The sequence below is a fragment of the Yinghuangia seranimata genome (assembly GCF_029953285.1).
GTDB lineage: Bacteria > Actinomycetota > Actinomycetes > Streptomycetales > Streptomycetaceae > Yinghuangia > Yinghuangia seranimata.
This window is the reverse complement of record NZ_JASAOI010000082.1, coordinates 1-26753: the sequence shown is the minus strand read 5'-3', so window position 1 is coordinate 26753 and position 26753 is coordinate 1. Positions and strand designations below refer to the sequence as shown.

At 71.3% G+C, this 26753-nt stretch carries 26 protein-coding genes; 17 read left to right on the top strand and 9 right to left on the bottom strand.

Annotated features, from left to right (window positions below):
- Positions 1-2: 2 nt before the first annotated feature.
- The 3 genes from QI554_RS39935 to QI554_RS39925 all read right to left on the bottom strand — a co-directional run bounded on the left by QI554_RS39935 (position 3) and on the right by QI554_RS39925 (position 5139).
- A complete protein-coding gene (locus QI554_RS39935; protein WP_281477654.1) occupies positions 3-2243 on the bottom strand; it encodes a terpene synthase family protein in 2241 nt (746 codons plus the stop codon).
- A gap of 128 nt (positions 2244-2371) precedes the next feature.
- On the bottom strand, positions 2372-4585 hold the full coding sequence (locus QI554_RS39930) for a bifunctional polysaccharide deacetylase/glycosyltransferase family 2 protein (protein WP_281477653.1): 2214 nt from the start codon (positions 4583-4585) through the stop codon (positions 2372-2374).
- Positions 4585-5139 carry a hypothetical protein gene (locus tag QI554_RS39925; RefSeq protein WP_281477651.1) on the bottom strand — a complete coding sequence of 185 codons (555 nt, stop codon included), beginning with the start codon at positions 5137-5139 and terminating at the stop codon, positions 4585-4587. The genes QI554_RS39930 and QI554_RS39925 overlap by 1 nt, the downstream gene beginning before the upstream one ends.
- Before the next feature lie 247 nt (positions 5140-5386).
- Here QI554_RS39925 and QI554_RS39920 point away from each other — a divergent pair, with 247 nt between their 5' ends.
- Together QI554_RS39920 and QI554_RS39915 are read left to right on the top strand one after the other, a co-directional pair.
- The gene (locus QI554_RS39920) at positions 5387-6223 is read left to right on the top strand and encodes a hypothetical protein (protein WP_281477649.1); all 837 of its coding nucleotides are present in this window, start codon (positions 5387-5389) and stop codon (positions 6221-6223) included.
- 192 nt (positions 6224-6415) lie between these two features.
- Positions 6416-7183, top strand: coding sequence for a helical backbone metal receptor (locus tag QI554_RS39915; RefSeq protein ID WP_425528132.1), 768 nt, complete (start codon positions 6416-6418; stop codon positions 7181-7183).
- Positions 7184-7223: 40 nt separating this feature from the next.
- Here QI554_RS39915 and QI554_RS39910 read toward each other — a convergent pair whose 3' ends face one another.
- Positions 7224-8084 carry an SCO6745 family protein gene (locus QI554_RS39910; RefSeq protein ID WP_281477645.1) on the bottom strand — a complete coding sequence of 287 codons (861 nt, stop codon included), beginning with the start codon at positions 8082-8084 and terminating at the stop codon, positions 7224-7226.
- Between the two features lie 273 nt (positions 8085-8357).
- Here QI554_RS39910 and QI554_RS39905 point away from each other — a divergent pair, with 273 nt between their 5' ends.
- Together QI554_RS39905 and QI554_RS39900 are read left to right on the top strand one after the other, a co-directional pair.
- Entirely contained in the window at positions 8358-8570 is a 213-nt protein-coding gene (locus tag QI554_RS39905) for a hypothetical protein (protein WP_281477643.1), read from the top strand.
- Between the two features lie 192 nt (positions 8571-8762).
- The gene (locus QI554_RS39900; protein WP_281477641.1) at positions 8763-9308 is read left to right on the top strand and encodes an SRPBCC family protein; all 546 of its coding nucleotides are present in this window, start codon (positions 8763-8765) and stop codon (positions 9306-9308) included.
- Between the two features lie 510 nt (positions 9309-9818).
- Here the strand turns inward: QI554_RS39900 and QI554_RS39895 are convergent.
- Positions 9819-11567: a bifunctional 3'-5' exonuclease/DNA polymerase gene (locus QI554_RS39895; RefSeq protein WP_281477639.1), complete on the bottom strand. Its 1749-nt coding sequence runs from the start codon at positions 11565-11567 to the stop codon at positions 9819-9821.
- A 444-nt stretch (positions 11568-12011) separates the two neighbouring features.
- Between QI554_RS39895 and QI554_RS39890 the strand changes: the two genes are divergently transcribed.
- From QI554_RS39890 to QI554_RS39880, 3 genes are all read left to right on the top strand, one after another.
- A complete protein-coding gene (locus QI554_RS39890) occupies positions 12012-12794 on the top strand; it encodes an AfsR/SARP family transcriptional regulator (protein WP_281477637.1) in 783 nt (260 codons plus the stop codon).
- A gap of 30 nt (positions 12795-12824) precedes the next feature.
- Positions 12825-15815, top strand: a complete 2991-nt coding sequence (locus QI554_RS39885) for an ATP-binding protein (RefSeq protein ID WP_281477636.1) — start codon at positions 12825-12827, stop codon at positions 15813-15815.
- 160 nt (positions 15816-15975) lie between these two features.
- A complete protein-coding gene (locus QI554_RS39880; RefSeq protein ID WP_281477634.1) occupies positions 15976-16410 on the top strand; it encodes a hypothetical protein in 435 nt (144 codons plus the stop codon).
- A gap of 53 nt (positions 16411-16463) precedes the next feature.
- Here QI554_RS39880 and QI554_RS39875 read toward each other — a convergent pair whose 3' ends face one another.
- Together QI554_RS39875 and QI554_RS39870 are read right to left on the bottom strand one after the other, a co-directional pair.
- Entirely contained in the window at positions 16464-16934 is a 471-nt protein-coding gene (locus tag QI554_RS39875; RefSeq protein ID WP_281477632.1) for an SRPBCC family protein, read from the bottom strand.
- The gene (locus QI554_RS39870) at positions 16931-17857 is read right to left on the bottom strand and encodes an enoyl-CoA hydratase-related protein (protein ID WP_281477630.1); all 927 of its coding nucleotides are present in this window, start codon (positions 17855-17857) and stop codon (positions 16931-16933) included. The genes QI554_RS39875 and QI554_RS39870 overlap by 4 nt, the downstream gene beginning before the upstream one ends.
- 196 nt (positions 17858-18053) lie before the next feature.
- Here QI554_RS39870 and QI554_RS39865 point away from each other — a divergent pair, with 196 nt between their 5' ends.
- From QI554_RS39865 to QI554_RS39845, 5 genes are read left to right on the top strand one after another with little or no spacing between them, the layout of a single operon-like run.
- Entirely contained in the window at positions 18054-19319 is a 1266-nt protein-coding gene (locus tag QI554_RS39865; RefSeq protein WP_281477628.1) for an aspartate aminotransferase family protein, read from the top strand.
- Positions 19316-20383 (top strand): SDR family oxidoreductase, encoded by a 1068-nt coding sequence (locus tag QI554_RS39860; RefSeq protein ID WP_281477627.1) that lies wholly within the window; start codon positions 19316-19318, stop codon positions 20381-20383. Before QI554_RS39865 ends, QI554_RS39860 begins: the two co-directional genes overlap by 4 nt.
- A gap of 16 nt (positions 20384-20399) precedes the next feature.
- Complete coding sequence (locus QI554_RS39855; RefSeq protein WP_281477625.1) at positions 20400-20873, top strand: type II toxin-antitoxin system RatA family toxin; 474 nt, start codon at positions 20400-20402, stop codon at positions 20871-20873.
- A gap of 43 nt (positions 20874-20916) precedes the next feature.
- Positions 20917-21462 carry an AAA family ATPase gene (locus QI554_RS39850; RefSeq protein ID WP_281477623.1) on the top strand — a complete coding sequence of 182 codons (546 nt, stop codon included), beginning with the start codon at positions 20917-20919 and terminating at the stop codon, positions 21460-21462.
- A gap of 49 nt (positions 21463-21511) precedes the next feature.
- Positions 21512-22009: a GNAT family N-acetyltransferase gene (locus QI554_RS39845; RefSeq protein WP_281477622.1), complete on the top strand. Its 498-nt coding sequence runs from the start codon at positions 21512-21514 to the stop codon at positions 22007-22009.
- Between the two features lie 4 nt (positions 22010-22013).
- Here QI554_RS39845 and QI554_RS39840 read toward each other — a convergent pair whose 3' ends face one another.
- Both QI554_RS39840 and QI554_RS39835 read right to left on the bottom strand, forming a co-directional pair.
- Positions 22014-22199 carry a DUF397 domain-containing protein gene (locus tag QI554_RS39840; RefSeq protein WP_281477619.1) on the bottom strand — a complete coding sequence of 62 codons (186 nt, stop codon included), beginning with the start codon at positions 22197-22199 and terminating at the stop codon, positions 22014-22016.
- The gene (locus QI554_RS39835; protein WP_281477699.1) at positions 22196-22648 is read right to left on the bottom strand and encodes a DUF5753 domain-containing protein; all 453 of its coding nucleotides are present in this window, start codon (positions 22646-22648) and stop codon (positions 22196-22198) included. The genes QI554_RS39840 and QI554_RS39835 overlap by 4 nt, the downstream gene beginning before the upstream one ends.
- Positions 22649-22685: 37 nt before the next feature.
- Between QI554_RS39835 and QI554_RS39830 the strand changes: the two genes are divergently transcribed.
- The 5 genes from QI554_RS39830 to QI554_RS39810 all read left to right on the top strand — a co-directional run bounded on the left by QI554_RS39830 (position 22686) and on the right by QI554_RS39810 (position 26362).
- The gene (locus tag QI554_RS39830) at positions 22686-22811 is read left to right on the top strand and encodes an ATP-binding protein (RefSeq protein ID WP_281477703.1); all 126 of its coding nucleotides are present in this window, start codon (positions 22686-22688) and stop codon (positions 22809-22811) included.
- A 189-nt stretch (positions 22812-23000) separates the two neighbouring features.
- Positions 23001-24278 carry a hypothetical protein gene (locus tag QI554_RS39825; protein ID WP_281477617.1) on the top strand — a complete coding sequence of 426 codons (1278 nt, stop codon included), beginning with the start codon at positions 23001-23003 and terminating at the stop codon, positions 24276-24278.
- A gap of 211 nt (positions 24279-24489) precedes the next feature.
- Positions 24490-24999, top strand: coding sequence for a hypothetical protein (locus QI554_RS39820; protein WP_281477616.1), 510 nt, complete (start codon positions 24490-24492; stop codon positions 24997-24999).
- Positions 24996-26060: a hypothetical protein gene (locus QI554_RS39815; RefSeq protein WP_281477614.1), complete on the top strand. Its 1065-nt coding sequence runs from the start codon at positions 24996-24998 to the stop codon at positions 26058-26060. Before QI554_RS39820 ends, QI554_RS39815 begins: the two co-directional genes overlap by 4 nt.
- Positions 26060-26362 (top strand): hypothetical protein, encoded by a 303-nt coding sequence (locus QI554_RS39810; RefSeq protein WP_281477612.1) that lies wholly within the window; start codon positions 26060-26062, stop codon positions 26360-26362. Before QI554_RS39815 ends, QI554_RS39810 begins: the two co-directional genes overlap by 1 nt.
- The last annotated feature ends 391 nt before the right edge of the window (positions 26363-26753 follow it).

The window sequence follows — 26753 nt, the reverse complement described above, 5'->3', positions numbered from 1 at the left end:
CGTCACTGCCCCATAAGCGCCCCCACATTCATCGCGGAGGTGCCCAACCGGGCGGGAGGCCCGGCGATCACCGAGGGGGACGGCACCGAGGTCGCGCCCCGCGGCGGGCGGCCCGGAGCCGCACCGAAGTTCCGGCGCAGGTCGTCCTCGGAGTAGCGGGCGGCCGCGCGGTGCCAGTGGAGGAGGCCGGCCATCCAGTCCTCCAGCTCGTGCGTGTACGCCTCCACTTGCTTGCGGGTGCCCGCGTCGAGTTGCAAGTCGTCGCACAGCATGGGTAGTTCGTGCTCGGCGACGTGCCGGAACTGGCTCATGCGCGAGTTCATCAGGTCGGCGACGACGCGCATCGCGGTCGGGTAGTCGCAGCCGAAGAACCGCTCGACGACCAGCACCGCGTTGTGCATCTCGCCTTCGAACTCCACCTCCTTCTGGTACGAGAACAGGTCGTTGACCAGGCACCCGTAGTCCGCCGCGGCGTTCTCCAAGGACCGCATGGGCCCGCTGCGGAACACCGCCTCCGGAATGCCCGGGTGGCCGAGCCGGCACAGACTCGTCGTCAGGTCGGACCCGAACGTGGCGCGCCGCATCTCGATGTAGTCGACCGGGTCCGGCACGCGCTGCTGCGCGAGGTTCGCGACCTCCCAGACCCACGACTCGAGCATGACCTTGTTGGCGTCGCGCAGCGCGCGGCGCTGTGTCTCGTCGAACTCCTTGGTGGTGCGCTCCCATACGTCGGCCAGGCCGCGCTCGATCGCCGGCGTCGCGGGCGGGGCGGGCGTGCCGTCCACGGGCATCTGACGCAGCAGTCGATCGACCATGAGCTTCGCGCCGACGACGTCGCCGACCGCGCCGAAGCGGGCCGGGAAGTAGTCGTCGGCGTACGTGCCCCAGGTCAGCCACAGCGTCGACGTGAGCAGTTCCGCCTCCGTCGCGTCGGGGTCGAGCCCGGCCGCGCACAGGGCGAAGTCGAAGCCGGCGAGCTTGGCTTCGTCCCACACGTGCGAACCGGGGTCGCCGGGCTGCGGATCGAGCAGGCCCACATCCCGGGCCCACGCGATGGAACCGCGGCGTGCGGAGTCGAGGTGCGGGTTGATGGAGACCTCGAACGGCATGGCGAACTCGGGGAGCAGCGAAGGCCCGACGGGGCGACGGGTGTGGCCGCGCCGACCGAGGCGGGCGAGCGACGCCATGACGTTCGCCGCGGACATGCCGAACCCGGTGGGGGCGGCGCCGAAGACGTTGCCCGCGAGGTTCGCGTGTTCGTTCATGTAGCGGCTCGACCGCATGTGCCACTCGTGGCCGCCGGACTGCCAGTCCTGCAGGCCCTTGACGTACGCGAGCACCTCGGCGGCCTGCCTGCCGTCGATGCCGTGCTCGGCGAACAGCGGTGCCAGCTCGGTGAACACGGTGTCCTCGAACTGCTGGAGGCGCGAGGTCAGCACGTCGTTGACGGCGTTCGCGGCCTCCTGCGTGCCGCATTCGAAGAACGTCTCCAACACCAGGACGCCGTTGCTGAGTTCGCCCTCGTCGCCGACCTCCCGTTCATAGGAGAAGAGATCGTTGCGCAGGTGGACGCCGTCCGAGAACGCCTCGCGCAGAACACGTAACGGACGCGATTCGGCGATGACGGACGGGACTTCGGCGCCGGCCGCGAATTCGACCAGGTTCGCCGACCACGGAGCGCCGCCGACCTTGCGGCGCATCTCGATGTACTCGACGGGATTCGGAATGCGACGCGCATTGATGTTCGAGAGTTCCCACAGGGATTCGTTGAGCAGGTTCGCGGTGTGCTCCGCGAAGCGCGCCCGCCATTCCCGTGACATTTCCGGGCAGGTGCGCGCCCAGAGGTCCGCGAGCCCCGCCTCGACGGGATTCGTCGGCTCCGGGAGCTCGGCGTCCAGGTCGAGCGGCATGAACAGCGGCAGCCGGTCCAGGTACGCCTTGCCGCCCTCCCGGTCCTGGCTGCGCTTGAACACCTCGAGGAAGTGGTCGTCGAAGAAGAAGACCCACACGTACCAGTCGGTGACGAGCGAGAGCTTCGGCCCCGAGGTGTCGGGGTGGGTGTACGCGCACAGCAGCGCGTAGTCGTGCGCGTCGAGGTCCTCTTCCGTCCAGATCCCGGACCCTTCGAGCATCCCCATCTCCCGGGCCCACGCCTTGGTGTGCGCGCGGGCCTCCTCGAGACGCGGATTCAGGCGCGCCGGATACGGCAGATAGAAATCCGGCAGTTCGAACGGCTGTGCCACGGAACGAAACCCCCTCTGCGATCCCGGTGATCCACACCCGGACGAGAGGGCATTACCCGGTACGCCACACGGGCTATTCGCCCGCCGGAAAGGTCATACAAACTGCCGGGGTTCCGCGGTGACGCCGTTCAGACGGCCGCGCCGCCCGAGCGGGCGAGCTGCTCCCCCGCCGTACCCGTGCGCTTCATGCGCTGCCAGCGCACCCGGTTGCCCAGCACCGCCGTCACCACCGACTGGATGACCACCAGGTACATCAGCTGCCGGTACACGAACTGCTGGAGCGGCAGGGTCCACAACGGTCCCGGCTTCTCGTGGTCCAGGTGCAGCGCGTACAACGCGGTCAGCAACTGGGCGACGAGGAACGCCGACCAGATCGCCAGCGTCTGGCCCAGCCCGAGGAAGACCAGGCCGTACAGCGCGAACACGTCGACCACGGGGGCCAGCAGCGGCATCATCACCTGGAACAGGAACAGGTACGGCAACCCGCGCCGTCCCAAGTGCCCCGCGGCACCCCGCTCGACGACCGCGCGCCGGTGCTTCCACATCGCCTGGAGCGTGCCGTAGCACCACCGGTAGCGCTGCCGCCACAGCTGCCGCAGCGACTCGGGCGCCTCCGTCCAGGCCAGCGCCGTCTCCTCGTACACCACGCGCCAACCCGACCGGCACAGCGCCATGGTCAGGTCGGTGTCCTCGGCGAGCGTGTCCTCGCTGACGCCGCCCACACCGGCCAGCGCCTCGCGGCGGAACGCGCCGATGGCACCGGGTACCGTCGGCATGCACTTGAGCACGTCGAACATCCGCCGGTCGAGGTTGAACCCGATCACGTACTCGAGGTGTTGCCAACGCCCGAGTACACCACGCCGGTTGCCGACCTTCGTGTTACCGCTGACGGCACCCACGGCCGGGTCGGCGAACGGCTGGACGAGCCGGTGCACGGCGTCCGGCTCGAACACCGTGTCGCCGTCGATCATCACGATCAGCTCGTGCGTCGACCACGCGATGCCGGTGTTCAGCGCCGACGCCTTGCCGCCGTTCTGCTGTCGGATCACCGTGACGCCGGGCAGCCCCAACGATTCGGCGATGTCCGCGGTCTCGTCGGTCGAGCCGTCGTCGACCACGATGATCTCGACGTTCGGGTGCGTCGACGCCACGAGCGAGCGCAGCGTCGCCTCGATCCCGGCCGCCTCGTTGTACGCCGGGACGATCACCGACACCGGGTCCCACACGGCCGGCGGCCGCTCCCCGCGTCGGCGCGTACGGCGCACCCGGCGCACATGCACGCGCGCGGCGATCAGCATCACCACCAGCCGCAGCACCGTGATCACACCGGCCGCGGTGAGGATCCAGGTCATCGCGACCACGAACCAGTGCGCCCCGCGCTGCGCCCAGATCAGCGCGCGGCCGCGCCACACCGCCGCGGTCCCGGCCTGTTCCTCCCGGGGCAGGCCGAGCCCGTCGGAGACCGTGGTGAAGCGGTAGCCGTCCTTCTGCAGTGTGGTGAGCAGCCGGTCCAGCCCGTCCACGGTCTGCGCGCGGTCGCCGCCGCCGTCGTGGAACATCACGACCGCGCCGCGGCCGCCGTGCGGGGTCGACGCGCCCACGATCGAGTCGACGCCGGGCCGCGCCCAGTCCTTCGAGTCCAGGTCGGCGGCCACCACGAGGTAGCCGTCCGCGCCGATGCGGCGCACCGCGTCCCAGGTGGCACCGCAGAACGCCGACGGCGACGACGAGTAGGGCGGGCGCATCAGGCGCACCTGTACGCCGGCCGCCCCGGCGATCGCGTTGCGGGTGAGCGAGAGTTCGAGGTCGGTGCGCCAGGCGGGCAGCGCGCCGACGTCGGCGTGGGTGTACGTGTGCGAGCCGATTTCGTGGCCGGCGTCGTGGACCCGCCGCACCAGGTCGGGGTGCTCGGCCGCCTCGGCGCCGATCATGAAGAACGTCGCCTTCGCGCCGTGCCGGGCCAGCACGTCGAGGATCCGCGGCGTCCACGTCGGATCGGGCCCGTCGTCGAACGTGAGCGCGACCGTCTTGGCGGGCATCGCGGCGGACTGCGTGTCGCCCGGGGCGTTCCGGATCACCGGGCCGCCGTCGCGGATCTCGGGCGGTGCCGGGGTGCAGGACGCGGGGTCGGCCGACGCCGACACGGTGCCGGCGTCGCCGACCGTGTGCCGCGCATAGCCGTCCAGCAGCAGAGCGGCGGCGGCGACCAGGAGGGTGAAGACGAGGACGACCCAGTGCGCGCGGGCCTCCCGTGGCCGGCCCCCGGCCGCGGCACGGCGCGGGGCGGCGGGTGCGGTCGAACGAGCCGCGGCCGGACGGTCTTTGCGGCGCTGACCCGCCACTAGCGCCCGCCCTTGTTGGTCTGCGCGTTCGTCGGTGCCGCGGTCGGCCGGTGAGACTGCCCGGGCGGCTCTGTGGGCGCGTTGCCGGGCTTGGTCGTCGCGACCGTGGGGGCGGCGGTGGTACCGGGCACAGGTGCGGGCGCGGCCGGGTTCGTCGCCGAGCCCTGGGGGGCCGGTGGGTTGGGTGCGGCCGTCGCGCGCGCCGTGGCCGGTGCCGTTTTCCCGCCGCGCGTCGGCGTGCCGGGGGTTCCGGAGCCGGGCTTTCCGGATTCGGCGCCCGCGGAGGCGTCGTCGGACGGTTTTTTGTCGCCGTCGTGGTCCCCGCCGTTGTCGTTGTTGGCCACCCAGGGCGGCGTGCCGAGCGGCGAGGAGGAGACCACGCCGGTCGCCAGGAGGCCCAGGTATGCGGCGCAAGGTATGCAGAGCCCCAAGGCGCCGCGCCGCATCCAGCGCTTACGGCGTCCGCTCGCGTCGACGAATATCTGCTCGTCGGAGGGCGTGTCCGGGCCGGCGACACTCGCGTGCCGCCGGGAACGCCGTGAGGGCGGGGTCATGGCGCGGCAGTCTAGGGCCCCGCGGGTTCCGTTCACCACGGTGTCGGGCGCACATGCGGGCGTGTCGGATAGTCGATGACAAATCGGATGGTTGGCGGAAATTGTTATGGTCGAGCGGCCGTCCAGATGATGCCAAAAGGGACGTGTGGTACGGGCGTTGGTTGACGTGGGCGGTGTGGCGCAAGAAGGTGAGCGCCTCATTGGGAGCCTCTGCCTGGGTCCCCATCACGTCACAAGGACGATCGCGATGCGTCTTGCTGTCTCCGCCCCGGCCCGCGTGGCCGGCGCCGTCGCCGCCACCACGGCCGCGACCGCTCTCGCACTGCTCCCGTCGGCCGCGTTCGCCGTCGCCGCGGACAACGGCACGGTGAAGGTGCACGACGCGACCACGGGCGAAGAGCTCACGAAGAACGAGCCGCACGTCTGCACGTTCTACCTCGACGCGTTCTTCTTCGACGCCGAGCAGAAGTTCAGCTGGGAGATCCAGGTCTGGGCCCCGGGCGACGACGACAAGGGCACCGTGGTTAAGACCGGCGGCCTCGTCGGCGACAAGGACGGCCACAAGCGCACCGAGGACATCGCCCTGCCGGACGGCCACTACAAGCTGTTCTGGAACTTCGCGGGTGAGAAGGGCGCGGCGAAGCACAAGGTCTTCTGGGTCGAGTGCGAGAAGCCCGGCGGCACCACGGGTGAGACGACCGGTGGTCAGACCACGGGTGGTCAGACGACGGGCGGCCAGACCGCGGGTGGTCAGACGACCGGCGGGCAGACGACGGGTGGCCAGACGACCGGGGGTCAGACCACGGGCGGCCAGACTACGGGTGGCCAGACGACCGGTGGCCAGACCACCGGCGGCACCACCGCGGGCGGCCAGACCACCGGCACCACGGGCGGCAGCGCCGCCGCCGGCTCGACCACCACGGGCGGGACCACCAACACCGGCAGTGGCGGCGGCACGCTCGCCCAGACCGGCGGCTTCGCGGTCGGCGGCATCGCGGCGGTCGCCGCGGCGCTGGTCGGCGGCGGCTACCTGCTGCGGCGCCGCGCGGCGGCTGCGGCTGCGGCCCACGGGGGCGACGAGTAAGGCCTGCAACGCACCTCGGGGCCTGCGGGGCTCGCCGAAGTTTCGGAGTCGAGCGCCGTACCGCATGCCGCGGTGCGGCGCTCGGCCGCGTTGGGGGACGGAATGGGTCGCGGGGCGGAGTGGGTCCGCGGTCGGTGTGGGTCCGGAGTGGTCTTGGGTCGCGGCGGGTCCGGCTAGCGTGCTGGCATGGACATGACTGACGACCTGGGTTTCGATGTTCCGCTCACCCGGCCGGTGCGCCGTGTCGTGTCGCTGGTGCCTTCGCTCACCGAGGCCGTCGCCGCGACGGCGCCCGGGGTCCTCGTCGGGGCCACCGACTGGTGCACGCATCCGGGTGGGTTGGATGTCGCGCGGGTGCGCGGGACGAAGAACCCGGACGTCGACGCGGTCGTCGGGCTCGCGCCCGACCTGGTCGTGGTGAACGAGGAGGAGAACCGCGTACCGGACCTCGACGCGCTGCGGTCTGCCGGCGTCGCGGTGTGGGTGACGCGGATCCGGACGCTCGACGAGGCCTTCACCTCGCTGGAACGGCTCTTCGCGGAGGCGTGCGGCTTCGGTGTGCCGGCGTGGCTGGACGACGCCCGGGCCGCGTGGGACGACGTCCGGCCGCTCGCCGACCGGCCGGTTCCGGCCGTGGTGCCGGTGTGGCGCAAGCCGTGGATGGTCGTCGGCCGCGACACCTTTGCGGGGGACGTGCTCGAACGCCTCGGCGTGCGGAACGTCTACGCGGCGCACGCCGACCGCTACCCGCGGATTCCGATCGATGAACTCGGTGAGTGTGGCGCCGAGTTGGTGGTTCTGCCCGACGAGCCGTACCGGTTCACCGCCGACGACGGGCCCGAGGCCTTCGCCCCCGTCCCGAGCGCCTTGGTGAGCGGACGTCACCTCACCTGGTACGGCCCGTCGTTGGTCGAGGCGCCGGACGTGCTTGCCAGGCAGCTGGCGGCCGCCTTCCGCTGACGCGACGGCAGGTCAGGGGTGGTAGGTCAGGGGCGGTAGGTCAGGGGTGGGGGACGCCGATCGGGTTGGGGACGAGGAACAGGCCTCGTTCCGAGATGCGGCGGCCGATGGAGACGGCGAGGGTGAGGGCCTCCTCGACACCTTCGGTTCCGAGAGTGTCGGCCTGGGACGATGCGAGGCGGTCGGTGGTGTCCTCGATCTCCCGGCGCAGGTTCCGGCCCTTGTCGGTGAGCCCGCCGCCTTCGGCGATCAGTCCGCGGGTGGTGAGGCGTTCGACCGCCTGCTCCCACTCCTCGTCCGTCCACGCGCGCGTGGTCTGGATCAGCTCCCGCGACACCTCGCCCGTGGCGACGTGCGTGACACCGGCCTCGAGGCCGCTCAGGCCGTGGTATGTCACCGCGATGACGTGGCCGTCGCCCCGGTGTTCACGTAGCACCGCGGTCGCGAGCCACAGCCGGGCCTCCGGGTCGGCGGGGCGCGGCACGTCGGCCCATCCGGCGGCCAGTGCCCGGCCCTCGAACGCGCAGCCTTCGACGGCCAGTTCGAAGAGATCGGCGAGCCGGGCGATGGCTTTCCGCTCTGCGCCTGCGCCTTTCAGCGTGGTGGACACCGCGTCGAGGCGGGCCTGAACGACCTTGTCGGGGGCGGCGATGGCCCAGGCCTCCGGTATCGCGCGCTCGACGCGGCGCGGGGCGAACGCGAAGCTGAGCGCGGATGCCGTACGTGCGTCCACCGCTCCGACGGGAGCGAGCCGCCCGGCGAAGTAGCCCATCCAGTAACCGATCAGGCCGAGACCGCGGGTGGCCTCGATGGACTCGGGGGCGTAGTAGGCCACTCCGTGGATCGGCTCGATCGCCCGCCAGAGACGGCGCGCGAGTTCGGGCGTCACGGTGGTTGTCATCGGCGCCCCAGGTGGTGGTCGGGCCTTGACGGCACCTAAGCATGGATGCCCGTCATGTTCACTCGTTCGGCGGTGGTTTTGTTTCCGGGGTTGTGCTGGCGGTGTGTGGTCGGGGGGCTTTGCAACCGTCTTGCGGACCTTCTGACCTGGGGCGGGAGCGGAAAGTGACCGCTCAAGAGGCGGAGAGTGACGAGCGGTGTCACAGTGAAGAGGAGTCCGGATCCAACGGATTCATCCGGTAGGGGCCGTAAGGCCGTCAAGGAGGATCACCCCATGGCCAAGCAGAAGGCCAAGCCGCACATGCAGAGCAAGAGCCCGATGTTCGCGGACGCCGCTCGCGCGGCACACGGCGACGAAGAGCGCGCGCACGAAGGCGCGACGCTGGTCTCCGAGCGCGACAACGCCCAGCAGCAGCGCCCCGCAGCGAAGGGCCGCAAGCAGTCCCGCGGCCAGCAGAACGGTCCGCGTGGCCGCGGCCGCCAGTGACAGCGGCCGATTGATCGGAACCGCACCTGAAGCGCGCTCGGCGTGACGCCGCCCGCGCGTGCGGCCGCCCGGTCCCGAGGGCCGACGGGATTCACCCCCGTCGGCCCTCGTTGGCGTCCCGTCCTGCATTCATGTGGACGGATCCGGGTACGTCTTGATCGCGGGGATATTCCGCTGCGATTGAAGGTTGCCATGGCCACCCACGAGCGCGCGGTCGAGGTCGCCGCCCCGCAGGACACGGTGTTCCACCTGCTGGCCGACCCGCACCGCATTCCCGACTACCTGGACGCGGTCGTCCGCGTCGAAGAGCACGGTCCCGACTCGGTGTGGCTCACCGCCGCGGAGCGGGACGGTACGACCCACCGGTCGATCCTGCGGACGTTCGCGGACTGGGATCTCTGGCACGTCTCCTGGGAACTCGACAGCCCGCGCTGCCGAGGGGAGGTCGCCGTCACTCCGGGGCCGGACATGGACGGCTGGAACTCCTGCATCGTTCGGGCGAAGCTCGACGACACCGCGTGGGGGCTGCGTCCTGACGGGACTCCCTGGGGTCATGCCCATGCCCCTGGACGCTTCGGTGGCTCCCCTGGCTACGAGGGGTTGGCCATCGGGAACGTGTCCGGGCACCCTGGGTTGGTCGATCCGCAGGGGGGCGGGGCGGTCGGGCCCGGGGAGACGCTCGAACGGGCGTTGGCGGGGTTGCGGGACTTCATTGCCGCGGCGCGGCTGAAGACCTGACCTTGGGTTGCGGGCTTCCCTGCACCGTTCCTGACCTGGTTTTCGGTGGTGGCCTGACGCCCCTCCCGCTTTTTGATGTTCCGCGCGGACGGCCCGCGCCTCAAGCCGATGCTGGCAGCGTTTGGTCATTTGGCCTTGTCCTGTTGCGGCTTGACCCGCGGGCCGTCCGCGCTGAACCACCTCGCACCTGGCGGGAGGGGCGCGGGGTGTGGATGCGCTTGTTTCGTTTCCCCGCCGGGCTGCGGTGTTGCTTCGTTTTGCGGTTCTGCTTCACCGCTCCTGGCGCTGCGCTGCCGGGCTGCGGTTTCGCTTGGGGTTCCGGGCGGGTTTTGTTGCTGGGGTTTGTTGCGCTGCCGGGGGTCGTTCCAGCGGGGGCCGCGCCTGTTTGAGTCGGTCGGGGGCGCGGCCTCGACCCCCCATCACTTTGCCGTCACGTATGCGAATCACCAGAACTCCCTCATTGGGGGGTGTTCGCGTCACACCTGCGTCACACAGTGGTCAGGGCATCCATTACTTCGCGTCGGCGTAGCTCTCGACGATCGTCGGGACCATCGGCAGGCGCACCGGGGTCTGGCCGAAGGTCAGGCGTTTGGCTTCGTCGGCGGATTCTGTGATCAGTTCGGCGACCCGCTCCGCCAGTTCCTTCGGGGCGTGGACGACGATCTCGTCGTGCTGGAAGAACACCAGCCGGGCCGGCGCCGCCTCGTCGTGCAGTCGGCCCCGGAGGACGGCGAGCAGGACCAGGGCCCAGTCGGCGGCGCTGGCCTGGATGACGAAGTTCCGGGTGAACCGGCCGCGGGAGCGGGCCGAGCGGGCCACGTCGTCGTCGGCGCGGTCGGCGCGGTCGGCGCCCGGTTCCAGGCCTTCGGTGCGGTCGAGCCACTCGGCGGACGGCGGGGGACAGGTGCGGCCCAGGACCGAGCGGACCAGGCCGCCGTCCTCGCCGGTGCGGGCCGCGGCCTCGACGTAGCCCATGGCCGCCGGGTAGCGGCGTCGCAGGGTGGCCAGGAGCGGGCCGATGTCGCCGCTGGTCTGGCCGTACATCGCGCCGAGGAGGCCGAGCTTGGCCTGGTCGCGGTCGCCGCCGAAGGCCTCGGCGGCGAGGGCTTGGTACAGGTCGCCCTCGGCGGCCGTGCGGGCCAGGCCCGCGTCGCGGGAGAGCGCGGCGAGGACGCGTGGTTCGACTTGGGAGGCGTCGGCGACGACGAGGCACCAGCCCGGGTCGGCGACCACCGCGCCTCGAAGGATTCGCGGGATCTGCAGCGCGCCGCCGCCTCGTCCCGCCCAGCGGCCCGAGACGACGCCGCCGACGACGTATTCGGGGCGGAAGCGTCCGCCGCGGACCCAGGCGTCCTGCCAGGCCCAGCCGTGTGCGGCGTGCAGCCGCGACAACTCCTTGTAGTGGATGAGGATTTCGGCGGCCGGGTGGTCGATCTCCCGCAGGTGCCGCGTGCGGGTCGAGGCCAGTCGTACGCCCTGGTCCGCGAACGCTTTGATGACCTGCGCGTGGGAGTCGGCGTTGAACGGCCTTCCGCCGAGGGCCTCTTGCAGTCGCTGTGCGGTCTCGGCGAGCTTGGCCGGGAGGGCGCCGCGCGTCACGGGGCGCGGGCCGAGCTTGTCGGCCAGCAGCGCGTCGTGGACGTCGTTGCGCCAAGGGAGTCCGCCGTACGCCATTTCCGCCGCGACCAGCCCGCCGGCCGACTCCGCGGCGACGAGGAGTCGGAACCTGGCCTTTGTTCCGTCGCTGTCGTCCAGCGCGGCGACGCGCCTTTGCTGGTCGGCGTGCACGGCGACCACGGCGGTCAACGGGTCGGTGCCGGGCGGTAGTTGGAGGCGGTCGGGGGCGAACAGGCTGTCCTGGTCGCCACTGTCCGCGCCGACGCCGAGGTCGTCCGGCACCGGCAGACCGTGCAGCCGTGCCCATGCGGCGCCGAGCGAGCGCGGTTGTCCGAAGGCGCCGTCGTGTGCGACCAGGAGTGCCTCGGTGAGGGCCAGGTCGTGGCATCGGGTGACGCGTCCCGGGAGCATGGGCGTGTAACCGCTGTCGGCGGCCGCCCACACCCAGCGCGGGGCGGTGCCTCGCGCTTCGACTGCGGCGACGGCGGCCCACACGTCGGCGGCGCGGGCGGCGGGGCCGGTCGGGGTGCCGTCTTCGGCGAGGGGCTGGAGGCGTCCTCCGCCGCCCTGCGGGTCCGGTACCAGCGCCGCGCGCGCGGCCCGGTCGGGCCAGCCTTCGGGCACGGGGTCCGCCGCGCTCATACCGCCTCCTTCTCGCCGGATCCGGGCCCCCAGGCCGGTGCCGTTCGTTGTCGTCCTCGCCCGGGCCGGGTTCGGTGAGCCCGTCGCTTCGGTCGGGGCCGATGGTGGGGCGCCCTTGACCTTACGGGTTGGCTCCGACACTGCGGTGCGACCGTCCGTCGCCGCGTTTTGGTCGCGGAGGGTGACGGGTGCGGCTCGGACTGGTTTGCGTCACACCCGTTCTGCACCCGCGTTGTGCTGCGCCACATCACCTTCGCGGGCGCATCCGAGCAGGTCGACGCGCGTCTACAGAGTGTCTACGTTTCGTCTATATGGTCACGCTACGATCCGTTCGGTGTGGATCGGGGGGCACCGCACCGAGGGTCCCCGAAGGTTTCCAGGGGGGAATCCTTGACACCCTTCAACGTGCTGGGCCCCTTGGAAGTCGTGCGCAATAACGTTTCTGTGCCGCTGGGGGGCGTGCGTCGGCGCGCCACCCTTGCCTACCTGCTCCTGCATGCGAACTCCACGGTTCCGGTCAGCCGCCTTGTCGATGCTTTATGGACCGAGGAACAGCCCGACACCGCCCGCAAGATCCTCCAGAACGCCGTCTCCAGCCTGCGCCGCTCCGACGAGCTGCTGTGCTCGATCGTCACCACCCGCGACGGCTACCGCCTCCAGGTGGCGCCCGAGCACATCGACCTGTCCCGCTTCCGCGACCTGGCCGCGCGCGGCCGCGCCGGACTGGTCGCCGGCGAATGGGCGGACGCTGCGGCTCTGCTCCGTCGCGCGCTCGGCCTGTGGCGCGGCGAGGCCCTCGCCGACCTGCTCGAGGCAGGCCTCAAGTGGCCCGAACTGGCCGAGCTCAACGAGGCGGGCCTGGCCGCCTTCGAGGACCGCGTCACGGCGGACCTGCTGCTCGGCCGGCACACAGACGTCGTCCCCGAACTGCACGTCGCACACCACACCGACCCGTCCCGCGACCGGCTGTGCGGGCAGCTCATGCTCGCGCTCTACCGCAGCGGACGGCAGACGGACGCCCTGGACGCCTGCCGGCGCACCCGCCGCGCCCGCCAGACCGGCCCCCTCGGCCGGGCCGATCAGGCTCAGGAAGGCAGGCCGCCCGACGGCCTGCGCGAGCTCGAACGCGAGATCCTCACGCACGCGCCCGGCCTCGACACCCCGGAAGCGGCCCTGCGCTTCGTCCACTGGCCGAGCCCTGGCACTACACATGCGTTACCCACGTGACCGCGCACCCCCGAGCGCACCGGAGGCAGGATGCCGTACGGAACGCAGTTCAGGATCCTCGGGCCACTCGCCGCCGTACGCCACGGCAGCGAACTGCCCCTCGGCGGAACCCGGCAACGCGCCATGCTCGGCTACCTGCTCCTGTCCCCGAACCAGGTGGTCGCCACCAGCCGCCTGATCACCGCCTTGTGGGGCGACGCGGCGCCCGCGTCGGCGCGCAAGGTCCTGCAGAACACCGTGTGGCGGCTCCGCAGGCTCTTCGAACCCGAGCCCGGCACGCCCGAGTCCATCCGCCCCGACGTCGAACTCCTCACCCGTGCGCCCGGATATCTGTTGCGCGTCGAGCCCGCGCACGTCGACCTGCACCGCTTCCGCGCCCTTGCTGCTGAAGGCCGTTCCGAACTCGACGCCGGGGCGCCCGCGGCCGCCGCCGAACTGTGGCGCGACGCGCTGGCGTTGTGGCGCGGGCCGGTGCTGGCCGATCTTGTGGAGGACGGCGTCCGCTGGCCCGAACTGCGCGCCGTCGGCAATGCCAGGCTGGACCTGCTCGAGGACTTCTTCGAGACCGAGCTGGCGTTAGGGCGGCATGAGGCGGTCGCCGCCGACCTCCAGGCGACGGTACGCGCCGAACCGCGCCGCGAACGCCTGCTCGGGCAGCTGATGCTGACGCTGTACCGCTGCGGCCGCCAGACCGAGGCCCTGGCCGCCTTCGACGCCGCGCGTGCCGACCTCGTCGACGAGCTCGGGCTCGAACCGGGCCGTGAGTTACGGGACTTACGGCAGGCGATCCTGACGCACGACGCGCGGTTGCTGTATCCGGGGCCGATGCGGACGGACCGAGGGGGTCCGGCTTCCGCTGTGGTGGGGACAGCGGGAGGGGTCCCGCCTGCCGTCGGGGTGCGGACGGATCAAAGGGTCCCGGCCTCCGCCGTGGTGCCGTTGAGGGAGGGGGTAGGGGGCGAAGGTTCCGTGTTCGTCGCGCCGTTGACTGATCCCGGGCGCGGCTTCGCCGCCGAGTCGGGCGTGTGTGCCGCGGCTGATGTCACCGTGACCGAGCGCAAAGAGGTTGCCACCCTCGTTCTTCGGGTCACCTTCGAGCCGACGCAGGGGCGCGCCGACGCCGAGGACATCGACACGGCGCTTGAGCGCGCCGACACCGCGATCCGGCGTGAGATCGCGCGTTTCGGCGGCCTGCTCGCGACCCGGATCGGCTCGCTGTGGGTGGCGTTCTTCGGGGCCCGCCGCAGTCGTGACGACGACGCGCTGCATGCGGTGTTCGCGGCCCTGGCGATTCGGCACCGGATCGCGGGGAGCGGGTCGGCGACGGCGCTGCCCGGGGTGTCGGTGCGCGCCGCTGTCGCCACCGGCTCGGCGTTGGTCCGGTATCAGGCGGAGGCTGCGCAGGCCGGTCGCGCGCCCGAGGCCGCGGGTGCGCCGCGGGTGACCGGGCCGGTGCTCGACCTGTGCCAGTCCGCACTGCCGCTGATCCCGCGTCAGGAGGTGTGGGTCACCGAGGAGACCCGCCGCAACACGGACACCCGCGTCGGCTATGAGCCCGCCCGCGCCACCGCGTGCGCCTGGTCGGCGGCGGGGCTGCGTGACCCGGCCGCCGAGTCGTCCCCCTGTGCTCCGTTGTTCGGCCGGGACGACGAACTGGCTTTTCTGGTGGAGGCCTTCCGTGCGGGTCGGGGTGGCGGGCCGGTGGTCGTGACGGCCGAGGCCGGGCTCGGCAAGAGCCGGCTGCTCGGCGAGTTCGAGGCGGTCGTGCGCCGCGACGCCAAGCGGGAGGACACGGACCCGCTTGTGGTCCACATGGTGCCGAGGCTCGTTGATGAGAGCCTGCTCGGGCTGATCGCCGAAGGGCTGTGTGTTTGCTGCGGGTTGGTGTGTGAGGGCGGGGTGGGCGTGGAGGTTGGGGGCGGCGTCCGGGCTGCTCGGACCTCGGGGGCCGCGCTCGGCGCGGCTGTTGCCACGCCCGAGGCCCTGCGCGAACGGCTCTGGGAGCACGTCCACGCCGCGGCCGAGACGCCGCGGGAGGCGGAATGGCTGCTGTCACGGCTCTATGCGGCCTTCGGCGCCGGGCAGGAGCTGGGCGAGACGATCGACCTCGAATCGATCGTCACCGCGTGGTGGGTCTTCCTGGAGCGCCTCTCCGCGCGGCGTCGGGTGGCCGTACTCATTGACGACCTGCATGCCGCTGACGACACCGTCCTGGATCTGGTCGATCGCACCGCGCGCGGTGTCTCCGGGCGCGAACAGTGCGCCGACAGCGGCCTGTTCGTGCTTGCGGCGGCTCGTCCGGAGCTCGCCGGCCGGCGTCCGCAGTGGAGCGCCGCCGACACCGTCACGCAGGTGGCCCTCCGGCCGCTGTCGGACCAGGACGTCGACCGGCAGGTCCGGTACCTGCTTCGCGAGCACGGCCTGCCGCCGGAACCGGCCGTCGCGTCGGACGACGAACTCGCCGCGCTGCTGGTGTCGTTGGCGGACGGCAATCCGTTCTTCGCCGCCGAGTTCGTCCGTTCGTTCGTGGACGGTGTGCGCCCGGGACGTGCCGTTCCGGCGCCCGACCTCGCCGCCCGTCTGCTGCCGAAGGCCGTCCGCCGCGTCATCGCCGCCCGCCTCGACCTGCTGCCGGACGAGGCCAAGACGGTGCTGCGTGATGCCGCGGTCGTCGGCGACACCGTGTGGTCCGGCGCCGTGGCCGCTGCCTGTGAACGTGGCACGCGCGAGACCGAGGCCCTGCTGGACGCCCTGGCCCGTCACGGCCTCCTCGACCGCGCCCCCAGCAGCGCCGTCGACGGCGACGCCCAGTACACCTTCCGGCACGGCCCGGTACGCCACGTGGCCTACGCCCGCATGCCGCGCGCGGCCCGTGCGGCCGCCCAGGCGCGGGTCCAGCACTGGCTCGAACAGCGCGACGACGCCGAGACGTTGCGTGCGCTGACGGCGGCGGGACCCGCGTCGAACGGGCTGCTGCGGCTTGCCGCGTTGACCGAGCGCTGGAGTCCGCCAACGGGATAGTGGGGCCCGGTCGTCCGACCTTTGCGCGCCTACGACCGTCCGTCCGTGTGGTTACGCACATTCACCCCTTCGGCTGGGGTGTGTCGCTTAAAGGGATGAAATGCCCGGCCGCAGCATGAAATGCGCCGCGGCAAGTGGCCACGGCGGAAGGAGAAGACGGATGAGAAGGACTTCGTGCGCCGGTACCGACCGGCGCCGTGGGGGGAAACGACTAGGCGGCGCGTTCATCCTGGCGGCGGCCATCGTCGCCCTGGGCCCGGCCGGTGCCGCCATGGCCGACACCATGGACGACCAGGACGCGTCCCGGGGCATCGGCGTGGAGTACCCGGAGCACTCGGAGCACTGGGGGCTGTGGGTGCACGGCCACGTTCCGTGGACCCCGCCGTCCTGGCACAAGGACGACTGCCCGCCGCCGCCCTGCCCGCCGGAGCACAAGCCTCCGGAGCACAAGCCGCCGCACGTGCCGCCACCGCACGAGCCGCCGTGCCCGCCCGAGCACAAGCCGCCGGAGCACAAGCCCCCGCAGCATGAGCCGCCGTGCCCGCCGGAGCACAAGCCGCCGGAGCACAAGCCCCCGCACAACCCGTGTCCCTAAACGTTTAGCCCGCCACAGCTCGTGCCCAGGCCGTCCGGCCTGGGCACGAGTCGTTAGGGGGCGTCGCCCTCGGGCTGCTCGTGCGGCCGCTCTTCCAACTGCGTCTTGAGGGCCGCGAGCGTGGCCTGCATGGTCCGCCGGTTGTGCGGGGGCCGGTCGCGTACGCCCGTCACCACCGTGCTGAGCGCCTTCATCAGCATCCCGCGCCGGTCGTACCAGGTCTCGGTCACGACGGTCCCGGTTCCGTCCTCCGTCGGCGCGAACTCGTAGCGCCAGGAGGAGATCGGGAAGCCCGCGGACGCGACGTCGAAGGCGAACTCCCGTCCCGCGTCCGCCGCGACGACCGTGCAACGGGTCGACCAGCGGAACCGCCCGTTGCGGTTGTGCCCCGTGAACCGCGACCCGACGGCCAGCGCCCGGGAGTCGCGCAGCGTCACGCCGACGGTCTCCGGGCTGCGGCTGCCGATCGAGCCCACGTCGACGACGACGTCGTACGCCGGCTTCGGTCCGACCGCGATGGTCACGGACTCGGTGACTGCTCCTGCGGCTGAGATGATCCCTCCTCGGAGGCGGCCGTCCATGGCAGGTAGTGAGGCAGGTCCTTGCCGATCCGACCCGGGAAGTGCGGGTCGCGGCGGTGCAGGAAAGCGTCGAACCCCTCGGTGGCGTCCGGGCTTTGCAGGCTGTCCGCCATGAGCCTCGAGTCCAGGCGGTGCGCCGGGGCGGGAGACTCCAACGCGCTCATCCGGTATACCATCCGCCTGATCACGGCGACAGACACCGGCGCGGTCTTCGCCGCGATGGCCCCGGCGAGGCGGTACGCCTTCGGGAGCAGCTGGTCGGGTTCGTGGACGCTGTGCGCCAGTCCGGACGCCATCGCCTCGCGCGCGTCGAACGCCCGTCCGGTGATCAGCCAGTCCAGCGCGACGCCCAGCCCGACGATGCGGGGCAGGAACCACGTCGACGCGGCCTCGGCGTAGATGCCGCGCCTGCTGAAGACGAAGCCGAACCGGGCGTCGCTCGCCACGAGCCGGTAATCGGCGGCGAGCACGATCGTCGCCCCCGCGCCCACCGCCGCGCCCTGGACGGCCGCGATGACGGGCTTGTTCATGGTGAACATCCTCATCGTGCACGCGCCTGCGGGCTCGGACCACTCGTCGCCTTCCCCTTCCGGGGCGTTCGCGGCTATCGCGGCGATCTCCTCGGGCGCCAGGTCGAGTCCGGCGCAGAAGTGGTCGCCGGCCCCGGCGAGGACGACCACGCGAACGTCGTCGTCCACGTCCGCGCGGTCGAAGGCGTCGACCAACTCCTCGCTCATGCGCAGCGTGTAGCCGTTGCGGGCGGCGGGGCGGTTGAGGGTGATCGTGGCGACGCGGTCGGCGACCGCGTACGTGATCTGCTCGTACGGTTCGGCGGAGGGCGCCGGACCGGGCTGGATGCTGTCCACGCCGCCAAGCTAGCCATGAGCGCCGGGAGTCGACCCACCGCGCGATAACCGTGCGGTCGCGGCGTCGGCGAAACCGGGCGGTTACCCGACGGTGGACGTCGGCCGTCCGCGCGTGGGTAGCTTGGCTCGCGTGTCTGATGACAAACGAGACGAAACACCTTTTGAGTCCCGTGAGTTGGCCGAACCATCCGAGGTCGTGGAGCCCTTGGATCGTTCGGACATCATCGATCTCTACCGCAGACATCTGGGCGAAGGCCAGGGCCGGGTCGCGACGTTGCTCGACCTGCCCGTCGAAGAGGCCGCCCAGGGCGCGCGGGTGCGCTGCCAGGACGGGCGCGAGCTGCTGAACTGCGGCGGCTACGGGACGTTCTTCGTCGGCGCCGGGCATCCCGCCGTACTCGCCGCCGTGCGCGGCCAGCTGGAGCGCCAGGCGCTGTCCACGCGCGTGCTCATCAACGAGGCCGCGGCGCGGGCCGCCGCCGCGCTGACGCGGATCACCCCGCGGGGTATGGACAAGGTGCACTTCTCGTGCACGGGCGCGGAGGCGGTCGAGACCGCCATCAAGATCGCCCGCGCGAACGGGCGGCGGCGCCTGATCTCCATGGTCGGCGGCTACCACGGCAAGACCATGGGCGCGCTGACGCTGACCGCGCGCGCCGTCTACCAGGACCCGTTCCGGCCGCTGCTGCCCGACGCGGTGCACGTCGCCTACGGCGACGCCCCCGCCCTGGCGGGCGCCTTGGGGGACGACGCGAGCGACGCGTGCGTGATCGTCGAGCCGATCCAGAGCGAGGGCGGCGTCGTCCTGCCGCCGGGCGGCTACCTGAAGTCGGTCGAGGCGCTGTGCCGCGAACGCGGCGCGATGCTGGTGCTCGACGAGGTCATGACCGGCCTCGGCAGGCTCGGCGCGTGGTGGGGCGCGGACCTGGAAGGCGTCGTGCCGGACGTGATCCTGGTCGGCAAGTGCCTCAGCGGCGGGATGGTGCCGGTCGCGGCGACGGTGGTCAACGACGCCTACTTCGCGCCGTTCGACGCGGACCCCTACCTGCACACCTCGACGTTCTCGGCGGCCCCGGTCGCGATGGCGGCGGTGCGGGCGACCGTGGAGACGATCGAACGCGAGGGGCTCGTCGACCGCGCGCGGTTGCTCGGGGAGCGGTTGCTCGCCGCGCTGAACGGGCTGGTCGACACGTACATCCCGCACCTGGTCGCCGACGTCCGCGGGCGCGGCGTGCTGATCGGTGTCGAGTTCGTGGACGGGCACCTGGCCGCGGAGTTCCTGCTCGACCTGCTGGACGCCGGCGTCATCGCGAACCACTCGATGAACGCGCTGCCGGTGATCCGCTTCACGCCGCCGGCCGTCCTGACCGAGGACGAGGAACGGGCGCTGGTCGAGGCGGTGGAACGCGCGTGCGCCGCGTGCGCGAAGCGGTTCCCGCGCGGGGCGGAGGCCCGGCGGTGAGCGGCCGCGCGCGTGTGCTCGTCACCGGCGCGAGCGGTGTGCTCGGGACGGCTCTGCTGGCCGTCCTCGACGAGTACGAGGTCGTCGCGGCCGTGCACCGCCGACTGCCCGCCGGGTCCGGGCGGGTCGTACAACTCGACCTGACCGCGCCCAGGTTGGGGCTGGAGGCGGGTGACTACCGCAGACTCTGCGCCGAGGTCGACGTGGTCGTGCACTCGGCGGCGATCGTGAACTTCACCGCCGACCAGGCCGAGGTCGACCGCGTCAACATCGAAGGCCTGGGTCGTGTCGTCGAGTTCGCGGCGGACGCGGACGCACTGCTCGTGCACGTGAGCACGGCCTTCGTCGTGCGGCACGTCGACCTGGGCGGCACGCTGGGCGCGGTCGACGCGGCGAAGTCGTCGGCGCGGCCGGACGAGTACGTCAGCTCCAAGCTCGCGGGCGAACGCATGGTGCGCGGCTGCGGGTTGGACGCCGTGATCGTCCGGCCGTCGGTCATCATCGGGGACTCGCGCACCGGCGAGATGCGGCAGTCGCAAGGCGTGCACAGCCTCGCGGAGGCGACGCTGCGCGGCACGATCCCGTTCATCCCGGCCGTCGAGGGCGCGCAGGTCGACGTGGTGCCGCAGGACTATGTCGCCCGGTGCGTCAGGGCCGTGCTGGACAGCGAAGTCCGGGACGGCGACTACTGGGCCACGGCGGGAGAGCACGCGCTGTCGATACCGCGCTTCATCGAACTCGTCCGCGAGGTCGGAGGCGAAGCGGGTCTGGTCGTACCTGAGATCCGGATCGTGGAACCGTCGATCGTCGACCGGCTCGTGCGGCCCGCCTTCGAGGACGTGCTGTCACCGGAGGACCTCAAGAAGCTCGACGGGCTGCTGGCGGTGTGCGGGTTCGTCGTGATCCCGGACAAGCTGCCGAGCTCGCTCGACGCGCTGATCGCGGGCGAAGTACCGCTCGGCAGGGACGACTACGAGGAGGCGTGGCGGGTCTCCGTCCGGCGCCTCATCCGCGAACTGAACGCGCCGAACCGGCACGCACCGGCGTTCTCGTGGGCCGACTAGGGGAGGAACCACCCAGATGGAATGCTCGGTTGTGCTGGACGCCCGACTGCCGGGCCGCCGGCCCGACGACGCGTTCGCCCTCGTCGCGGACTTCGAGCGCTACCCGGAACTGACGGACAACGTCCGCAACGTGACGGTCCGCCACAGCTCCTCCGACGGGCTGCTGGACTCGACGTGGGAGGTCACCTTCCGGCGCGGGATCCTGATCTGGAGCGAACGCGACCACCTGGACCCGGCCGCGCGCGTCATCGAGTTCACCCAGACCAAGGGTGACTTCGCGAAGTTCACCGGCACCTGGCGGATCGACGAGACGCCGGACGGGTCGCTGGTCACCTTCACCAGCCGCTTCGACCTAGGCATCGCCTCGCTGGCGTCACTCGTCGACCCGGTGGCGTGCGCGGCGATGCGGGACGGCATCACCGACATCCTCAAGGGCCTGTTCGGCAAGGACACCGAGGTCCGCGAGATCGAGGCGGCGCCGATCGGTTGAATCCGCGTCGATGCGCGGCGGCTCCTCGTCTACGATCCGTCAGATGACCATCCCCCCGATCGGCCGCGTCCTCGTCCTGACCGGCCCGCCCGGCGCGGGCAAGAGCACCGTGGCGGGGCTGCTGGCCCAGGAGTTGAGGCCGAGCGTCCACCTGCGGGGCGACGATTTCTGGCACGTCATCAAACGCGGATCGATCCCGCCGTACCTGCCGGAGGCGAACCGCCAGAACGAGGTCGTCACCCAGGTGTTCGCCGAAGCCGCGACCGGCTACGCGTCCGGCGGCTACCAGGTGGTCGCCGACGGCGTCGTGGGCCCGTGGTTCATCGACCGCTTCCGCGACGCCGCCCGGGCCCGCGGCGTCCAACTGCACTACGTGGTCCTGCGCCCGGACGAGGCCACCACCCTCGCCCGCGCCACCGCCCGCGACCCGGACGCGCTGACCGACCCGGAACCGGTCCTCGACCTCCACCGCCGACTCCGCGACCTCGGCACCTACGAACCCCACGCGCTGGACTCGACCCACTGGGACGCCGAGACCACCGCCGACGCGATCCTGAACGGCCTGGTCTCGGGCGCGTACCTGATGTAGCCGGATATCCCGTTGCCGGGCGCGCGGTCCGCCGTGCACTATCCCCGGCATGATCGAAATGCACGTGTTGTCCGCCGACGACTGGCCCCTGTGGCGTGACCTGCGCCTCCAGGCCCTGACCGAGGCGCCGAACGCGTTCGGCACGACGCTGGCCGAATGGCAGGGCGACGGCGACCGCGAGGAACGCTGGCGCGCCCGCCTCGACATACCCGGCTCGTACAACCTGGTCGCCCTCGTCAACGGCCGGCCGAGCGCGATGGCCTCGGGCATCCCGGGTCCGGACGAGGAGCCGGGCGTCGCCGAACTGATCTCGATGTTCGTCACCCCGCCTGCCCGCGGCCACGGCGTCGTCGACGCTCTCATAGCCGACATCGCCCGCTGGGCGGCGGAACGCGGCAACACGGTCCTGCGCCTGTCCGTGGTCCCCGACAACACCCGAGCCACCCACGCCTACGAACGCAACGGCTTCCAGCACACGGACATCCTCGGTGACCCCACCCCGGACGGCCTCAGCCGCGAGCTGGTCATGGAACTGCCGTTGGCGTGACGGCCTACTGACGGCTGAGACCAGCGGTCATCGCCGCCCATGAGGTGATGGGGACGGTGAGGACACCGCGAGAGATGTCCTTGCTGTCCCGGACGGGGATGAGGGCGGATTCGCTGTGGGCGACTTCGACGCATTCGCCTTGCTCGCTGCTGTACGTCGACTTGCGCCAAACTCGCCCCGTGTCGCTCACGAACCCTCCATACGAGAGTGGATCAGCTGCGCGGACTTGTCTGATGACAAGGCTTCCGTCAACAAAAGATCGTAGCGACGCCGCAGGGACGCAACTCTCATGAAGTCCGAGATCACCAGTCCACCGCCCGGCGGCTCGACGTATCCGAGGTCGTCGGAGCCGGTGAACGACAAAAGAGTTTGAGAGCCGTCGCGGCCCGCATGCACGCCGTGGTTGATCGGAACCACGAGGACCGTAACGTTGGGCAAGTCGCCCAAGTCGAGCAGCGTCTGCAGTTGGGGCTTGACGATGGAAGCGCCTGACGGCCAGCGCATAAGCACGACCTCGTCGAGCACGATCCAGACCTGAGTCGGGTCGGCACGCGTGAGGATCTCTTTGCGTGCCATCCGAGCCTCGACCTTGGCCTCGATCTCGTCGGGCGAGAGCGGTGGTTGGGCGGAGGAGTAGATCGCGCGGGCGGTCCCGCCACCGGCCGACGACGGCGCCGTGGACGGGCGCGGGCTCGCCGTCCTCGCCTCGCTCGGAACCTGGGGCGCGGAGCGCCGCCCGCACGGCAAGGTCGTCTGGGCCGAGATCCCGGTCCCGCTCAGCCCTCGCTGGACACAGGAATGAAGGGGCGCGCTAGCATGTCGCCTCAGCAGCGAACGAACGTTCGTTTGCAGCCAATTGTCATTCCAGGCCCGTCGGTTGCGCCGCTCCGCGGCGACGCGCGAGCGCGCCTGAGGACGCGATCAACGGGGGATGATGCGTCGTGCCTTCTGCATGTCCGAACACTCCGGTCGGGCGCCGGGCAGGTCGAGCATGAGTGGAAATCCGGCCGCGTACCCGAATCTGGGCTTCGACCCTGCCCAGGGTGTGCCCGACAACGTGCAGGGCCTCGTCGACGCGCTGAACCGCGCGAAAGTCGCGCTCGACGAGGCACGTTCGGCGACGCAGACCGTGGCCAACGCCGACAGCTCGGCCTGGCAGGGCAAAGCTGCCGACGCGTTCCGCAAGGACATGCGGGAGAACCTGCCGAAGCGCCTCGACAAGGCGCAGCAGTCTTTCGGTCGTGCGGCCGGTGAACTTGCCCAGTGGCACACGATGCTGATGGGCCATCAGGACACCGCCCGCAACCTCGAGGCGGAGGCCGCCGCCGCGAAGCAGAAGCTCGCCGCCGCGGACCAGACCGCGCAGCAGGCGTCCGGCAACGCCGACCTGAAACTGGCCGGTGCGAAGGCTGAGACGGACGCCGAGCTGAGCAGCCTCCAGCAGCGCTACGACGCGGCCGTCGGCGCGGTGAACCGGGCCAACGCCGACCTGAAGAACGCGCAGGACGCCCTCAAGGACATCAAGCGCCGTGCCGAGCAACTGGACGACCGGCACGACGACGACGCGAAGGGCGTCGCGTCCCGCCTCGACGACGCCGACGACATCGCGCCGCACAAGCCGAAGAAGAGCGTCTGGGGTTCGATCAAGGACGCGGTGAAGGGTGCGATCGACAAACTCGCCGACGCGGCCGACGTTCTGGCCATCGTCGCGGGCGTGCTCGCGACGGCCGCGCTCATCGTCGGAACGGGCGGAACCGCGGGCGTGGTTCTGCTGATGGCCGCCGGCGCGGTCAGCGCGGCCGCGGCGGCCGGGCACAGCAAGGACCTCATCCAGAATCCGGGCGACTGGAAGAACTGGCTCTCCGTCGGTGCCGACGTCGCGGGCGTCATCCCCGGCTTCGGTGCGGCGAAGTCGGTGGTCACCGGAGCCGTCGCGGGCGCCCGGGCGGGCACCGGCGTGGTGTCCGGTGCCGCGCAGGGCTTCCAGGCCGCCGTCGACGCCGCGAAGAGCGGCGGCGCGAACGTCCTTGTGAACGCGGCCTCCGAGGCGATCGAGGGGGCGAGGGCCGCGAAGAACGGCCTGATGATCCCGCTCGGCTCCGTGGCGGTCACCGCCGAGGACATGGGCAAGGCCCTGGCCGCCACCGGGGTCGCGGTGAGCGGTACCGCATACGTGGCGGACAAGTTCGGCGTTGACGTCGACACGTCGGCCTTCGACTCGCTCGGCCTGCTGACGAGTGTCGGTCCGGCCATCGTCGCGACGCGCTGACCAGGAGAACATCGTGCTTGATACAGCGGTTGAGCGGGGGGCGGCGGTCGCGGCGTCCGAGCGGTCTGTGTGGCTGTCCCTTCCTCCGGGATTCCACGCGGTTCCGCTGGCCGGAGACCCGAATGAACTCGCACTCCGATGCCGAGAGTTCATCGACTCGTTCGCGGACGACGCGGGGCGGCGGCAAGCCGAGGCGGCGGTGGGAGCCGCGATGAGTCTGGTGCTCGATCTATTGGGTCAGGGCGTACGCCTGTTCGCGATGGGGACCTTCCAGCGGGAGGACGGCACCATGAGCACCTGCTGCCTGACGCTGACCACGCTGACGTGCGAGATACCCGACAGCGGTACCACCCGGCATGCCGTGGCCGGACTCGTGCGGGGGAAGTGGGCCTGTGAGCCCGAGGAATTCGACGTGCCCGCGGGCCCGGCGGTGAAGTGGTCGAGCAGCGTTCCGGTCACGGCGACGGGTGTCGGAGGCGACGAGGACGGGCGGCGAGAGGTCGGACTGGCCCACCAGGCGCACGCGGCCGTCGTGGATCCCACCGGAACGCTCATAGCGGTCCTGGAGTGCTCCACGATCGACGGGGACGTCCTGGGTGAGTACGAGGAACTCGTGGCGGGGATCGCGACGACGTTCTGGTTCGACGGTGAACCACCGAGTCTCTCCTCACCGGTTCCGCCGCCCGCTGGCGGCACGGACATTCGGGCGATCCTCGGATGAGTAGCGACGCGAAGGTGGGCGACGACCTGTTGCTGCGCGCCAACCGCGAGCGGCGGGGGCGTGTGGTGGTCAGCACGTTCTTCCTCGCTGTCGGTTGGGCCTGGTTCTTGATCGCGGTGGCCCGGCTGGTGCCAGAGGACTCGGCGATGGCGGTTGCGGCCCCCGTCGTCCTTGTCGCGGCGTGGCTTCAGTTCATCGGCTTTGTCCTGACCGGCCGCGCCGACGCCCGTTCCGTCCGTCGCCTGCTCACGGCGTTCCCCGTGGAACCGGCGACGTTCGAAATGCAGCCCGTGGACGGAAAGTTCAGCAACGTGACGGTGACGGTCGGCACGCGGCGCGGACGCATTCCCGGTCCGCCCTGGCGACGCAAGGTGTGGGAGAGCGTCCCGGGCGGCGGGACCGGATCCGTTTTGTGCGCAGGGGACCTGCGGAGCGGCATCGTGCTGGCCGTGGCCGGTGCGGGCCGGGTTCGGTACGTTCCGGCGCCGCCGATGCCGTACTGGCCGGTCACGGACGTGGAGTCGGACCGGCGTGCTCTGGCGGCCGGGGTGTTTCCCGCAAATACGCCGTTCGTGGCTGTCGTCGACCGCCGAGACGTCGATTTCAACCTCGAAGCGCCCTTCGGCTACCTGCCGCGGTCTTCGGTCGAGTCGGTGCGGCGTGACAAGAAGGGGCGCCCGATCGGCAACGTCTCGTTGAACACCGCTGGTTGGCACAAGGACGCGCCCGAGCCGGTCTCGCTCCGCTGGGACCAGCTCGAAGAGGTCGTCTTCCTGGGGCAGTCCGTGTTCGGCGTCGTGCGGAGCCCCGCCGACGCGGTCGCCTGGGGCGGTGCCCGGCTCGGATGGGCCGGGGTCTACGTACCGCTGATGGAGCGCGCCGACGCCTTCGGGGTGGCCGACGACGTCGACGCCATGGCCCGGTTCCAGGCTGATCTGGTCCACATCGCCGACAGCTCGGGCAGCGGTGTACGGGTTCTGCTGCCGATCGGCGTGCGGGCTTACGCAGGTGAGGAGTTCATGGCGCAGGCCGGGCTCCGTTCGACAGGCAGGGGAGTCTGATGGGTACCGAGATGTTCCAGGTCAACGTCGACCAGATGCGCGCTTTGGTCACCAAACTCCAGGCTGCCCAGGCCGCGATGACCGACGCCATGGCGGCCATGAACAAGACCGACGCCGACCGCGTCGGGACCAAGAAGCTCGACCAGGCCTGCAACACCTTCCAGAAGAAGTGGAAGTACGGCCTCGACCAGATCGAGAAGGACATCGACGCGACGATCAAGGGCGTCGACGAGGCGATGAAGGCCTACCAGGAGGTGGACAAGGCCCTCGCCGGCCTGTTCCCCTCACCCGGCGGCCCGTGACCTTCGTTTCCCGTGACTCCGGTGGCCTCGTCCCGCCTCAGCGTTTGCCGCGGCTGCGGACGGCGAGGGCGGCCATTGCCAGCAGCACCGGTTCGGGGTGGGCCTGTTCCGTTGCGGCGGGGACGGCGCCAGGCTGCACCGTCCCGGGCCTGTATCGCTGTTGGCGGCCTCCCGCCCCTCCCGCTTTTAGATTTTCGCGCGGCCGGCCCGCGCGTCAAGCCGCGGTGATCCATCCACGGACAGGCGGCCTGTCCCGGGGCCGAGGGGGCGGCTTGACCCGCGTGCCGTCCGCGCTAACGACCTCGGCAACTAGCGGCAGGGGCGGGGAGTGTGGCGCCGCTTTGCCCGGCTGCCGCTGCCCGCCCGCGGCCCCAGCGTGGTCGCCGGATGA

Bases quoted from the DNA above. Each gene is read 5' to 3' on its own strand.
- QI554_RS39925 (WP_281477651.1), bottom strand. From the start codon at position 5,139: ATGACCCCGCCCTCACGGCGTTCCCGGCGGCACGCGAGTGTCGCCGGC.
- QI554_RS39920 (WP_281477649.1), top strand. From the start codon at position 5,387: ATGCGTCTTGCTGTCTCCGCCCCGGCCCGCGTGGCCGGCGCCGTCGCC.
- QI554_RS39915 (WP_425528132.1), top strand. From the start codon at position 6,416: ATGACTGACGACCTGGGTTTCGATGTTCCGCTCACCCGGCCGGTGCGC.
- QI554_RS39910 (WP_281477645.1), bottom strand. From the start codon at position 8,084: ATGACAACCACCGTGACGCCCGAACTCGCGCGCCGTCTCTGGCGGGCG.
- QI554_RS39905 (WP_281477643.1), top strand. From the start codon at position 8,358: ATGGCCAAGCAGAAGGCCAAGCCGCACATGCAGAGCAAGAGCCCGATG.
- QI554_RS39900 (WP_281477641.1), top strand. From the start codon at position 8,763: ATGGCCACCCACGAGCGCGCGGTCGAGGTCGCCGCCCCGCAGGACACG.
- QI554_RS39895 (WP_281477639.1), bottom strand. From the start codon at position 11,567: ATGAGCGCGGCGGACCCCGTGCCCGAAGGCTGGCCCGACCGGGCCGCG.
- QI554_RS39885 (WP_281477636.1), top strand. From the start codon at position 12,825: ATGCCGTACGGAACGCAGTTCAGGATCCTCGGGCCACTCGCCGCCGTA.
- QI554_RS39880 (WP_281477634.1), top strand. From the start codon at position 15,976: ATGAGAAGGACTTCGTGCGCCGGTACCGACCGGCGCCGTGGGGGGAAA.
- QI554_RS39855 (WP_281477625.1), top strand. From the start codon at position 20,400: ATGGAATGCTCGGTTGTGCTGGACGCCCGACTGCCGGGCCGCCGGCCC.
- QI554_RS39850 (WP_281477623.1), top strand. From the start codon at position 20,917: ATGACCATCCCCCCGATCGGCCGCGTCCTCGTCCTGACCGGCCCGCCC.
- QI554_RS39845 (WP_281477622.1), top strand. From the start codon at position 21,512: ATGATCGAAATGCACGTGTTGTCCGCCGACGACTGGCCCCTGTGGCGT.
- QI554_RS39825 (WP_281477617.1), top strand. From the start codon at position 23,001: ATGAGTGGAAATCCGGCCGCGTACCCGAATCTGGGCTTCGACCCTGCC.
- QI554_RS39820 (WP_281477616.1), top strand. From the start codon at position 24,490: ATGAGTCTGGTGCTCGATCTATTGGGTCAGGGCGTACGCCTGTTCGCG.
- QI554_RS39815 (WP_281477614.1), top strand. From the start codon at position 24,996: ATGAGTAGCGACGCGAAGGTGGGCGACGACCTGTTGCTGCGCGCCAAC.
- QI554_RS39810 (WP_281477612.1), top strand. From the start codon at position 26,060: ATGGGTACCGAGATGTTCCAGGTCAACGTCGACCAGATGCGCGCTTTG.